Origin of the sequence: Tropicimonas sp., from assembly GCF_047971885.1 — a bacterium.
GTDB lineage: Bacteria > Pseudomonadota > Alphaproteobacteria > Rhodobacterales > Rhodobacteraceae > Tropicimonas.
On sequence record NZ_JBKEAE010000133.1, the window covers coordinates 35322 to 47541 of the forward strand.

11 protein-coding genes and 1 pseudogene are annotated in these 12220 nt (G+C 66.5%); 6 read left to right on the forward strand and 6 right to left on the reverse strand.

Going from position 1 to position 12220, the window contains the following annotated elements; translation table 11 throughout:
* Window positions 1-30: 30 nt before the first annotated feature.
* Genes ACK5IR_RS11470 through ACK5IR_RS11485 form a run of 4 tightly spaced genes read right to left on the reverse strand, consistent with a single transcriptional unit; the run spans window position 31 to window position 3623 of the window.
* Window positions 31-798 carry an ABC transporter ATP-binding protein gene (locus tag ACK5IR_RS11470; protein WP_416929001.1) on the reverse strand — a complete coding sequence of 256 codons (768 nt, stop codon included), beginning with the start codon at window positions 796-798 and terminating at the stop codon, window positions 31-33.
* Window positions 795-1757 (reverse strand): iron chelate uptake ABC transporter family permease subunit, encoded by a 963-nt coding sequence (locus ACK5IR_RS11475; protein WP_416929003.1) that lies wholly within the window; start codon window positions 1755-1757, stop codon window positions 795-797. Before ACK5IR_RS11475 ends, ACK5IR_RS11470 begins: the two co-directional genes overlap by 4 nt.
* Entirely contained in the window at window positions 1750-2703 is a 954-nt protein-coding gene (locus ACK5IR_RS11480; RefSeq protein WP_416929004.1) for an ABC transporter permease, read from the reverse strand. Before ACK5IR_RS11480 ends, ACK5IR_RS11475 begins: the two co-directional genes overlap by 8 nt.
* A gap of 14 nt (window positions 2704-2717) precedes the next feature.
* Window positions 2718-3623 carry a siderophore ABC transporter substrate-binding protein gene (locus tag ACK5IR_RS11485; protein WP_416929006.1) on the reverse strand — a complete coding sequence of 302 codons (906 nt, stop codon included), beginning with the start codon at window positions 3621-3623 and terminating at the stop codon, window positions 2718-2720.
* Window positions 3624-3770: 147 nt separating this feature from the next.
* Between ACK5IR_RS11485 and ACK5IR_RS11490 the strand changes: the two genes are divergently transcribed.
* Window positions 3771-4070, forward strand: a complete 300-nt coding sequence (locus ACK5IR_RS11490; protein WP_416929008.1) for a DUF2218 domain-containing protein — start codon at window positions 3771-3773, stop codon at window positions 4068-4070.
* 36 nt (window positions 4071-4106) lie between these two features.
* On the opposite strand, the gene ACK5IR_RS11495 is transcribed toward ACK5IR_RS11490, so the two are convergent.
* On the reverse strand, window positions 4107-5831 hold the full coding sequence (locus ACK5IR_RS11495) for an alpha/beta hydrolase-fold protein (RefSeq protein WP_416929010.1): 1725 nt from the start codon (window positions 5829-5831) through the stop codon (window positions 4107-4109).
* Between the two features lie 388 nt (window positions 5832-6219).
* Between ACK5IR_RS11495 and ACK5IR_RS11500 the strand changes: the two genes are divergently transcribed.
* From ACK5IR_RS11500 to ACK5IR_RS11520, 5 genes and pseudogenes are all read left to right on the forward strand, one after another.
* Window positions 6220-6924: a MotA/TolQ/ExbB proton channel family protein gene (locus tag ACK5IR_RS11500; RefSeq protein ID WP_416929012.1), complete on the forward strand. Its 705-nt coding sequence runs from the start codon at window positions 6220-6222 to the stop codon at window positions 6922-6924.
* A 6-nt stretch (window positions 6925-6930) separates the two neighbouring features.
* The gene (locus ACK5IR_RS11505) at window positions 6931-7308 is read left to right on the forward strand and encodes an ExbD/TolR family protein (protein WP_416929014.1); all 378 of its coding nucleotides are present in this window, start codon (window positions 6931-6933) and stop codon (window positions 7306-7308) included.
* Entirely contained in the window at window positions 7305-7685 is a 381-nt protein-coding gene (locus ACK5IR_RS11510) for an ExbD/TolR family protein (protein ID WP_416929016.1), read from the forward strand. The genes ACK5IR_RS11505 and ACK5IR_RS11510 overlap by 4 nt, the downstream gene beginning before the upstream one ends.
* Window positions 7682-8569 (forward strand): TonB family protein, encoded by an 888-nt coding sequence (locus ACK5IR_RS11515; RefSeq protein ID WP_416929018.1) that lies wholly within the window; start codon window positions 7682-7684, stop codon window positions 8567-8569. Before ACK5IR_RS11510 ends, ACK5IR_RS11515 begins: the two co-directional genes overlap by 4 nt.
* Window positions 8570-8755: 186 nt before the next feature.
* Window positions 8756-9276: pseudogene (locus ACK5IR_RS11520) on the forward strand (IS5 family transposase); the annotation flags it as partial.
* Window positions 9277-9537: 261 nt separating this feature from the next.
* Here ACK5IR_RS11520 and ACK5IR_RS11525 read toward each other — a convergent pair.
* The coding region (locus tag ACK5IR_RS11525; protein WP_416929020.1) for a calcium-binding protein at window positions 9538-12220 on the reverse strand (2683 nt) is incomplete at its 5' end.

Consider the following 12220-nt stretch of genomic DNA (forward strand, 5'->3'; position numbering starts at 1 on the left):
GCCGGTCGTCCGGTCCGGACCGCGCCCGGGCTACAGGTGATGCAGTACCAGCGGCCTGTCCGCCATCTGCGCCACCCTGATCTCCATGCCGAACAGGTCCGAAAGAACCGGTCCGGTCAGTACCGTGACAGGGCCGCCCGAGGCGACCACCGCCCCATCCCTGAGCGCCACGATGTGATCGGCCCAGGCCGCGGCATAGTTGATATCGTGCACCACCATCACCACGCCGCGCCGGCGCCCGCTCGCCTGACGGGTCAGGGCATGGATGCGCGCCATCAGCACGCGGGCGTGAAACATGTCGAGGTTGTTCAGCGGCTCGTCGAGCAGCAGCCAGTCGGTATCCTGCGCCACCCCCATGGCGACAAAGGCGCGCTGCTTCTGGCCACCCGAAAGCTCGTCGAGAAAGCGGTGCTGGAGATCGCCGAGGGCAAAATCCGCGATGACCCGCGATACGGCGGCGGCATCTCCTGCCGTCGGCCGGCCGTTGTGGTGCGGCCAGCGCCCGAAGCCGATCAGGTCGCGCACCCGCAACCGGCTGGCGACGCCAAGCTGCTGGGCAACGATGGCGAGCTTCAGCGCCAACCTGTGCGACGGGGTTGCCGCCACATCCAGTCCGTCCACGGCAATGGCGCCGCGCTGGATCGGCACCAGCCGCGCGATCAGGTTCAGCAGCGTGGACTTGCCGGCGCCGTTCGGCCCGATCAGCGCCGTGATGCCGCCTTCGGGCAGGTCGAGCGTGATATCGCGCAGGATCGTCGCATCGCCGATCCGGTGGCTCAGGTTCCGAACCGAAATCATCGCAGATATCCCCGGAGCAGAAGGAACAGAAAAAACATTCCGCCGAAGAAGTCGACGATCACGAACAGGGTCGATTGCAGGTGGAATACCCGCTCGAACAGGCCCTGGCCGGCAACCAGAACCAGCGCCGAGATCATCGCCGCGGCGGGCAGCAGCAGCGCGTGTCGGTGGCTGCGCATCAGCGAATGGGCGAGGCTCGCGACCACCAGCCCGAGGAAGGTGACCGCCCCCAGATAGCTGGTCGGTCCGACCAGCGCCGTCGAGACGGAAACCAGCGCCGCGACCAGTGCCATGAGCGTGAAGACGAGGCGGTCGTATCCAAGCCCGAGACCGACCGCCGGAATCCGCCCGAGAGCCACGATATCGAGCCGGCCGGTCAGCCGCACCAGCACGCCGAGCGCCGCCGCAGACACCAGCGCCGCGATCGCCAGTTGCTGCGGATCGACCGAGTTGAAGCTGGCGAACATCGCCCCCTGGACAACGGCGTATTCCGACGGATCGACAATCCGTTGCAGGAAATTGGTGAGGGTGCGGAAGAAGACGCCGAAGATGATGCCGACCAGCAGCATGCGGTGGATATCCTCGCGCCCACGGCCCAGCAGCAGCGAGAAAAGCGCCATCGCCGCCGCCATCATCAGCACGGTTTCAAGCACGAACTTGCCCGGCCCGAGCATGCCCAGATATCCGGAACCGCCGAACACCAGAACCAGCACCGTCTGCAACAGCAGAAACAGCGCGTCGAAGCCCATGATCGCCGGCGTCAGGATGCGGTTGCCGGTGACAGTCTGGAAGACGACCGTGCTCGTGCCGATGGCGGCACCGACAACCAGCAGCGCGGCAAGCTTGACCGCCCTCAGTTCGAGAATGAAGCCGCTCCTGCCGCCGGGCCCCCAGAACAGAAAGAACGCGCAGGCGGCGGCAAGTAGTCCGGCAAGCAGGGCAAGGCGGCGGTCAGGCACGCGACGGTCTCCCCAGCAGCAGCCACAGGAAGACGGCTGCACCGACGGCGCCGAAGATGGTTCCGGCCGGGATCTCGTAGGGATAGCGGACGACGCGCCCGAGGATATCCGAGCCCAGAACGAACCCCGCCCCCATGCCCGCCACCACCGGCAGGCTGGCGCGCAGGTTGTCGCCCATCATCCGCGCCACGATATTGGGCACCACCAGCCCGACGAACGGCACCATGCCGACCGTCACCACCACCAGCGCCGTCACCATCGACACGGTGAGCAGCCCGAGCGCCACTACCCGCCCGTGGTTCAGCCCGAGGCCGATGGCGGTCTCGCGGCCAAGCCCGGCGACGGTGAACCGGTCGGCCGAGACATAGGCGACAATCGCCATCAGCCCGGCGAGCCACAGCAATTCGTAGCGTCCCGCAAGGATGCCGGAGAATTCGCCGCTCATCCAGACGCCGAGATACTGCAACATGTCCGCCTGGTAGGCGACGAAGACCGCTGCGGCACCGATGACCCCGCCATAGATCAGCCCGACCAGCGGCACCAGCAACGGCTGATGCGGCGGCAGGCGGCGGATCAGCAGCAGAAAGCCGCCCATACCGAGCAGGGCGGCGACCGCCGCCGCCAGCATCTTGCCGAAGATGGGCAGGGCGGGTGCGGCAAGCGTGACGACCAGAAGACCCAGCATGGCGGCCTCGGTCGTGCCGGTGGTGCCGGGCTCGACGAACCGGTTGCGGACCAGAAGCTGCATGATGACCCCCGACACCGCCACCGATGCGCCGGTCAGCAGGGCGGCCAGCGTTCTGGGCAGGCGGCTGGTCAGCAGCAGCCGCATGGCTTCGGGGTCGTGCGCCAGATGGCGCGGATCGAACTCGGCCACGCCGGTCAGAACCGACAGGAGCGCCAGCGCCACAAGCGCGGCCAGGGTAATCAGATAGGGCGTCCGCATGATGCCGGGGCGGATCAGCCGCCGAACGCCTCGGTCAGTTCCTCCAGCGTTCCGGTCATCGAGCGGATGCCGCCCCCCGCGATATAGAGCCGGCCGGGATCGAGATAGACCACATGGCCATCGCGCCATGCCCTCGTTCCGGAAACCAGTTCGTTGTCGAGCGTTTCGGCAGCCCCCGCGCCACCGGCCCCCACCGCCGCGCCGCGGTCGATGACGATCAGCCAGTCGGGATCCGCCTCGGCGATGAACTCGAACGAGATCGCCTCGCCATGGGTCTGGGCATCCACGCCCTCCTTCGCCTCGGGCAGACCCAGCTCGCGGTGCAGCCAGCCAAAGCGCGAACCGGCGCCATAGGCCGAAATCTTGGGTCCGTTGGCCAGAACGATCAGCGCATTCCCCTTGCCGGCGACCGCCGCCTTTGCGGTGGCGAGCCTGCCTTCGAAGGTCGCCCTGACCGCGGCCGCACGATCCTCCAGCCCCATCAGCCGGCCATAGGCGTCGAGCCTGGCCAGCGCCTGCGCAACCTGATCGTCGCCCCAGATCGTCATGTCGATGGCCGGTGCGATACGCGACAGCGCCCCAACCTGCGCGGCGGTCCGGCCGCCCACCACGATCACCTCGGGCGAAAGCAATGCCAGCGCCTCGTAGTCGGGTTCGAACAGCGTACCGACAGGGGTTGCCCCGGCGGCCACATCATCGAGATACGAAACGTAATGCGGGCGCGGCACACCGGCGATTTCCACCCCCAGTGCCGACAGGGTATCGATCGCCGCGATGTCGAACACGGCGATTGTCTGCGGGGCGGCAGGAAGCGAAACCGGCCCGGTTGCGGTTTCTATCGTCACCGGATCGGCCATGCCCGGGGCGGATGCCATGGCGACGGCGAGGGAAACGATTGCACCGGCGATGAAAGAACGCATCGAAATGCTCCTGCTGAGGGGCCCAAGGGGCGTTACACTGGCAAGGGCCCGCATCCCGCATTTCGACCCCGCATTTCGATTCGGTGTCTAATTGCTTGAGCCGGAAGGGTCCAGCGATTACTCTGACGAAAAAAATCAGGAATAGCCATGTACTCCCTTACCGGAACCTTCACAACTGCCCACGGCAGCAGGTACCTGCAGCAGCTCTGCAAGCACTTTGCCCACAAGATCGACGTCAGCTTCGAACCCGAATGGGGGTGCCTTCAGTTCCCCTTCGGACGGGTCGAACTCAGGGCCGACCAGAGCCATCTATTCGTGTCCTGCGACACCGGCGACAGGGATGCAGCCGACCGCTGCCGGGCGGTGGTCGACAGCCATCTCGAACGCTTCGCCTTTCGCGAGGCTTTCACGACGATGGACTGGGTGCTTTCCGGACCCGACGCCTGAGCCCGGCCACCCGTCCGGCGGTTCCGCGACCGAAGCTCACCTCCCCGTGTCCTGTCCGGATGTGCCGAACAGGTCGAGCAGTCCGTCGGTCAGGCTGCCGCGCCAGATGGCGTAATCGTGCCCGCCGGCGTATTCGCGGTAAAACACGTCCTCGTACCCCTTCAGCCGCAGCACATCGCGCAAGTGGCGGGTCCCGCCGAGAATATCCGTATCGCCCCCCTTGCCGGCCTCGAATGTCCCGGCCGAAAGATAGGCGCGCAGCGGAAGGCGCGGGGCGCGTGCGAACAGGTCCGAAACATGGGGCATGGCATCGGCGGGCGTACCATCCGGCGGATAGTCCGCCGGCTGCCACCAGTAGGACCCCGACAGCGACAGGAAATTGCCGAACGCCTGCGGATGCCGGTACGCGGCGCAGGCCGCTGCCAGCCCGCCGAAGGACGAGCCCGCCACCGCCGTTCTGCCCGGATCCTGCGCCAGCCCGGTCCGGGTGACAACCTCTGTCAGCAGTTCCGTTGCCAGCATGTCGGCAAAGCCGGGATCGCAGGTCAGTTCCCGCGCGCGCAGGTCGGGATCGACCGCATCGACAAAAACCGCCGCTACCGGTGGCAGGCGGCCCTGTGCGATCAGCCGGTCGAGCATTCCGGGGATCGGCGCCCGTGCACTCAGGTAATCCGCGCCGTCGAAAACGAACAGCAGCACATTGGCCGGATCCTCCGGATCGAAGCCGGCCGGGAGGTAGAGCGTGATATCCCGCATATTGCCCAATATCGCGCTGGTGAAGGGATAGTGTTCTATCCGTCCGGATATAACCAAGTCAGGCGGATAGCCCGGTTGCGGCGGCGCCCCACCGAGTTCCAGATAGCTGTACCGGCCATAGGCATCCGGGGCGTCGCCCGGAACCGGTGTGGTGTTGAGCGGATCGGCCTGTGCGACTGCCAGCAGGGCACGGCGGCGCTCGCCCGGGTTGCCGGGGATCCGCGGCACATCCGGGGCAAGCCGGTAGAACAGCCGCAGGCTGTCGGGTACCAGATAGGTCCTGTACCAGACTTCGCTGTCGCCCAGCCGTTCGAGCCAGTCGTGATCGTTCGACGGCCCGCCCCAGAGCCGGACATTCCGCGCCGCGCCCCGGTAGAGAAAGGTGACAAGTATCTGGTTTCTGCTGCCGTCCGGCGCCGGCTCCCTGAGCGGGGTGCCGCGCGCCGCCATGTCGGCCCAGAAGCTATCGGTGTCGCCGCCGGACGCCAGCACCCCGGCCAGGGCGCGCAGAGTGGGGCTTTGCGGCAGTGCATCCTGTCCTTCCTGCTCCCCGGGCGGGATTGCGTGGGTCAGGGTGAGGGTCGCCTCGGCCGGCGCATCGTCGCCTGCACTGATGGTCAGCAGCAGCGGCGCCCCGTCCGAAACGTGGCGAAAGGTGCGCGTCCCGCGCGCGTTTTCCTCCAGCAACCGCAGATGCACATGTTCCGGCGTTTCGAGGTGCAGCGAAATCCTGCCCAGCGCAACCGCCAGATCGCCCTGAAGATAGGTTCCCGCGGAAACGTGGATGCCATAGCTTCGTTCTGTACCGTTGGATATAACGACATGTTGCGGCACCCTGATCGGCAGGGTATCAATCGCGATATGGTCAAGGGCGGCAGCATGGGCCGGCAACAGCGCCAGAGGCAGCAGGAGCGCCCGGATGCGGGCATTCATCACCTCGGTCCGCGACTGGTCCGACATCCGGCCGGGGGTGAAGTGGGATGAATCAGATGCATCTGGGTTCATTTCAACTCCTCGTCGAGCGCCGGTTTCGGCATCGCTGCGGGTTCTTTCGAAGAAATTCTGGTATGAGGCTTTTACTTGATAAAAATACTGCGTTATTACGCAATGCGAGTCAGGCGGGGCCGGCCCCCGGAATATCGAATGGAGGTTCGAGGTGGCATCTGAGCAACAAGTATCCGCGCCGACTGCCGGGACGGGTGGTGCCGATGGTGCCCCGACAGATCACGGGCCTCCCGGGGTGGTCGATACGCCTGCGTCGCCCGCCGGCCCCGATGCGGCCGGCACCATCCCGGAGGTTGCCGCGCCGCCCGCCCCTGTCGACACGCCGGGACAACCTGCCGACATTGTCGATACCATCCCTGCGGCTGGAGGGATGCCCGCGACAGCCGACATGCCCGAACCATCCGCCGGTCCCGTAACATTCCTCGACCATGCCGAGGCGTTCACCGCGCCGGCGATACAGTTCCTCCGGGACGGCGGACCAACGATCTGGGCGATTGCCGCGCTTTCGGTGATCACCGTCGCCCTGATCCTGTGGAAAACCTGGCGGCTGGCGCTGATCGGCGCCTGGTCGCGCGGCCGGGCCCGCGATGCTGTCGCCGCCTACGAGGACGGCAGGCCGGCCGAGGCGAGGGCGATTGTCGCCGGCAGACGGGGATTGCGCTCCCGCTGCGTCCATGCCGCCCTGCATGCGCGCGAAACCTATGACGAGGAAGCCGCCCGCGAGGATGCGACCCGCTATGCCCGGCGCGAGATCGAAAACGCCAGTGGCGGGCTCAGGCCACTGGAACTGATCGCCACGATCGCACCGCTGCTTGGCCTGCTCGGCACCGTTCTGGGCATGATCGCGGCCTTCCAGGCCCTGCAGGAGGCGGGCGCGCGCGCCGACCCGGCAACGCTGGCCGGCGGCATCTGGGAGGCGCTGCTGACCACCGCTGCCGGCATGGCGGTAGCGATCCCCGCGTCGATGGCGCACGCATGGTTCGAGGGGATCATCGACAGCATGGGCGCCGATGTCGAGGATGGCGTCAGCCGCATTTTCGTCACCGGCCACCGCAAGCGGAACGTCGCATCGCTGGCGGCAGCCGCCGAGTAAGCGCCGATGCCAGGCATTCGTCCGCAACGAAAACGCCGCCACCCGTCGCTTACGCCGATGGTCGATGTGGTGTTCCTGCTGCTTGTGTTCTTCATGCTCGCCTCGCGCTTCGGCGGCGACAGGGCCATTCCGCTACCGCTTTCGGGCGCGGGGGCGGGCTATTCCGGCCCGCCGCGACTGGTCGAGATCCTGCCGGAGGGCCTGATGCTGAACGGTGTCGAGATCGCCCCCGATACGCTGCCCGCACGGCTCGGGATGATGACCGAGACGCGCAGCGACACGATCATCCTTCAGGGCCGCGATGGCGCCACATTGCAGCGCGTCGTCGATGTCACCCAGGCGCTGAACGCTGCCGGTTTCGGAACCGTGGTGCTGGTCGAATGAACATCAGAGGTCGCCGCCACCGTCCGCCGCGCGAAAGCATCGTTCCGATGATCAACGTGGTCTTTCTGCTGCTCATCTTCTTCCTGATGACGGCACAGATCGCGCCGCCCGAACCGTTCGAGGTTGTCCTGCCCACCGCGCCCGATGCCATCGACCCGGCATCGGAGAACCGCCTGTACATAAATCGCGACGGATTGCCGGGCTATAGCGGTCTGACCGGCGCCCCGGCGCTGGAACTGCTGATCGAGATCCGCGAAAAGTCCACCCCGCTGCAGATACGCGCCGATGCGGATCTGGAGGCGGCCCGTCTGGCGCAATTGCTGCGCCAGCTTGCCGGGGCGGGATTCCAGCGCGTCGAAGTGATGGTGGGCGGATGACGCTGCGACTAGCGGAATTCTGGGTTTTCATCGCCCTCGCGCTGGCGATTCACCTCGCGTTCTTCCTTCAGATGCCCCGGGGCGGTGCCGAGGCGGGTGGCGCAGGCGGCGAGGATTTCGTCACCATCCTCGCGGCAACCGAGCAGGTGGAAACCATGGTCGCCGACTGGAAACGCCCGCCCGAGGTGGCCGCACCCGCGCCTCGGCAACCCGAACCTTCGCTTCCCGTCGCCTTCGATCCGCCCCCCGCGCCGGCGGATCTGGTCGCCCTGCCGGAGTTGCGCCAGCCCGAGGAAATCAGCCCGGTCCAGCCCGACCGGATCGCCGCTATCCGCCAGCCTCCGCCACCGCCGGACCCGGAGCGGGCAACCGAGTTGGCCCCGGAAACGACACCGATGCCGAAGCGGCGCACGGTCCCGCCGGTTGCGCAGGCGAAAACCCCGGACCCGGTACGCACACCGCCCTCGCCAACCGCCACGCCCGGCCGCAAGGCGCAGCAGGCCTCGGCCGGCCAGGCAGGGCAACGGGCGGCCGGATCCGGCGGCGGTGCCCAGGCGGGGCGCGGCAGCCAGGCGGTTTCGACCGGCGTGTCGAAATCGCAGGCCGCATCGCTCAAGCAGGTCTGGGGCGCCAAAATCCGCAGCCGGATCGAGCGCGCCAAACGCTATCCTTCGGGACGACGCCAGAAGGCGCGGGTCGGCATTGCCCTGACGGTCAGCGCCGCGGGGCAGCTTCAGGGCGTGTCGGTTACCCGAAGCTCCGGCATCGCCGCCTTCGATCAGGCCGCCATACAGGCGGTGCGCCGCGCCGGGCGTTTCCCGAGCGCGCCGGCAGGATTGCCGGGGAACGCGCATAATTTCTCGGTGACCCTCGTATTCAACTGAGTGGGCTTTGCTGCGCAAATACGTAGGGGATTCATCTTGCGAATCCAGCATGATAGCCGGGTGGTATGAGCAGTTGGGCCCCGACGAAGTACAAGTCCACGACTGTCAATCGTACAATAGCGCGCTGAAGCAGCGCGGATCGCTGTCGATCTGGTTTGATCCTGAGATAATCTGGACGCCGCAGCTTACGGGGAACCGAAGCGCCGGATTTGGCGTAAGATACACATTGGGATCGACGAAGAAACACTGGAGGTTCGGGCCGTCGGGGTCACCACCGGCAATATCGGCGATGCACCTGTGCTGCCCGAGTTGCTGTACCAAATTCCACCCGAACAGGACGGTGGGTCAGTGACCGCGGACGGGCCCATGACACGCGCAAATGCCATGACGCGATTGCCGCACGTGGTGCCCAGGCCGTCATACCGCCCCGCAAGAACGCCAAACCGTGGAAGCCCGCCAGCGCGGCGGCCATCGCCCGGAACGAAGCGGTCAACGCATCGCGCTATCCGGGCCGAGCACTGTGGCGGCGATGGAGCGGATATCACCGCCGAAGCCGCGTCGAGACCAGGATCAATTGCATCAAACTTCCTGGCCAATCCCTGATGGCAAGAGACTCTGATCGGCAGGTCGCGGAAAGCCAGGTCCGTGCAGCCGTTCTCAACCGCTACACCGCTCCTGGCATACCTGTCACAGAGCCCGTAGAATAAGTCCGTCCAGCGAAAGGGGAAGTACGATCACTCCCCGATTTACGCAACAAAGCCCTTCGCCATGCCAAAACCGTCTATCACGGCGTCGAGCGGATGCGTTCCCGCTTCATCCTCACGATACCGCCAACAACCTCGCCCGACCGCCCCGGGCACTCGCAGTCCGGAGTACAAAACAAAGCCCGCGGCACACCCGGCTCAGGGTGCACTCGCGAACTTCTGCTCCGGTGCATGGGACATTGTCCCGGCTATTTCGGCAGCCTGTCAGGCGAAGGCGATGTCGTCTGCGAGGGCGTTGAGGGTTATGCTTTCGACGGTCAGCCTGTCGCCGCTTCCGAAGTCGAAGACGACGTTTCCGCCGGTTTCCGTGGCGAAGTTGCGCGCCGCGGCGAAGCTGGTGACGCCGAAGCCGAGCAGCCTGACAGTATCGATATTGTTCTCGAAGCCGACGATACGATCCTGATCGTAGTCTTTTCCGAACACGAACACGTCCGCGCCGGCGCCACCGGAAAGGACATCGTTGCCGGCACGGCCGTTGAGGGTATCGTTGCCGGCATCGCCCCAGAGCGTGTTGGCACCGGCATTACCGCGCAGGTCGTCGTTGTATTTCGAGCCATAGAGGTTCTCGATACCGACAAACGTATCCCCCGCCGCCTCGCCGGTATTGACCGACGCATTGGCCAGATCGACGCGCACGGCCGCTGCCGCGCCCGAGTATTGTACCCGGTCGGTTCCGGCGCCGCCGTCGAGGATATCAGCCCCGGTCCCGCCATAGAGCACGTCGTTACCGGCCCCGCCGTAAAGCGTATCGTTGCCGGCCCAGCCGCGCAGCGCGTCGTTACCCCCATCGCCCCACAGCACGTTGGCCGCGCCGTTGCCCCAGAGATCGTCGTTGTGGTTCGAGCCGTAGAGGTTCTCGATGCTGACATAGACATCCCCTATCGCCTCGCCGTTATTGTTCGCCGCATTGCCGAGATCCGCCCTGACACCGGCCGAAGCCTCGCTGTACTGGGCGCGGTCCGTTCCGTCGCCGCCATCAAGCCTGTCCGCGCCGATACCGCCCAGAAGCACGTCGTTGCCCGCGCCGCCGACGAGATGGTCGGCACCGGCCCGGCCGCGCAGCACATCGTTGCCGCCGTCGCCCCAGATCACGTTGGCGCCGGCATTGCCGCGCAGGTCGTCAACGTATTTCGAGCCGTAGAGGTTCTCGATGCTGACATAGATATCGCCCCGAGCGTCGCCGGTATTGTTCGCGGCAACCTGAAGGTCCGCCACGACACCGGCCGAACCGGTATTGTACTGCGCCCGGTCGATGCCGTCTCCGCCATCCAGCCTGTCGGCGCCCTGACCGCCCAGCAGGGTATCGTTGCCGGCCCCGCCAAGCAGGTGGTCGTCTCCGCGCCAGCCATGCAGCACGTCATTGCCGGCATCGCCCCAGAGAGTATTTACCAGATCGTCGCCGCGCAGATCGTCGTTGTATTTCGAGCCGAACAGCCCTTCGATATCGACGTAGCGGTCGCCGGCGGCTTCGCCGGTGTTGATCCTGGCATTGGACAGGTCGGCCCGCACCGCCGCCGTCGCGGCGGAATATTGCGCCCGGTCGGTGCCCGTCCCACCGTTGAGCCAGTCGGCCCCCGCCCCGCCAAGCAGCACGTCGTTGCCGCCCCGGCCATAGAGCCGGTCATCGCCGTCGCCGCCCCACAGGGTGTTGATCACGCCGTTGCCTGACAGGCGGTCGTCGTGTTTCGAGCCGAGCAGGTTCTCGATGCTGACGAATGTATCGCCCGCCGCGTAGCCGGTGTTCTTCGACGCATCGGCCAGATCCACCGTGACCCCGGTCAGCGCATAGATGTAGCCCGCCCGGTCGGTGCCCTCGCCACCGTCGAGATGGTCGGCGCCCTGGTTGCCGTAGAGGTCGTCATTGCCCAGACCGCCATAGAGCGTGTCGTTGCCGTTGCGGCCGTGCAGTTGATCGTTACCGTCGCGACCCCAGAGCTTGTTGGCCTTGGCGTTGCCGCGCAGGCTGTCGTTGTACTGCGATCCCCAGAGGTCCTCGATGCTCTTGTAGGTGTCGCCCGCCGCCTCGCCGGTGTTGAGCGACGCATCGTCGAGGTCGGCCAGTACCGCCGCGGTTGCGTCGGAATACTGCGCCCGGTCGGTGCCGCCGCCGCCGTCGAGCCGGTCGGCGCCAATACCGCCGAACAGCACGTCGTTTCCGTCACCGCCCCAGAGCGCATCGTGTCCCTGATCGCCCCAGATCATGTTGTCGCCGCCGGTGCCATACAACTCGTCGCTGAACTTCGAGCCATGCAGGTTCTCGATCCCGACATAGGTGTCGCCCGCCGCCTCGCCGGTGTTGAATGCCGACGGGACCTGAAGGTGGACCCGCACCCCTGCCGTGGAGTCGGAATACTGCACCCGGTCGATGCCGTCGCCACCGTCGAGCCGGTCGGCGCCGAGCCCACCCAGCAAAATATCGTTGCCTGCCCCGCCGTAAAGCGTGTCGTTGCCGGCCCAGCCGCGCAGAACGTCGTTGCCGCCGTCGCCCCAGATCGCGTTGGCTCCGGCATTGCCGCGCAGGTCGTCGTCATGCGCCGAGCCCCACAGGTTCTCGATGCTCACATAGCTGTCGCCCATTGCCTCGCCGGTGTTGATCGCGCTGTTGCCGAGATCGACGCGCACGGCCGATGCCGCGCCCGAATATTGCGCCCGGTCGGTACCCGCGCCGCCGTCGAGCCGGTCGGCGCCAAGACCGCCCAGCAGCACGTCGTCGCCACCACGGCCATAGAGCTTGTCGGCACCGGTCGCGCCCCACAGCGTGTTGGCCCCGGCATCGCCGCGCAGATCGTCGTTGTATTTCGAGCCATACAGGTTCTCTACGCTCAGATAGGTATCGCCCGCCGCCTCGCCGGTGTTGACCGACGCGTTCTCAAGGTCGGCCAGAACT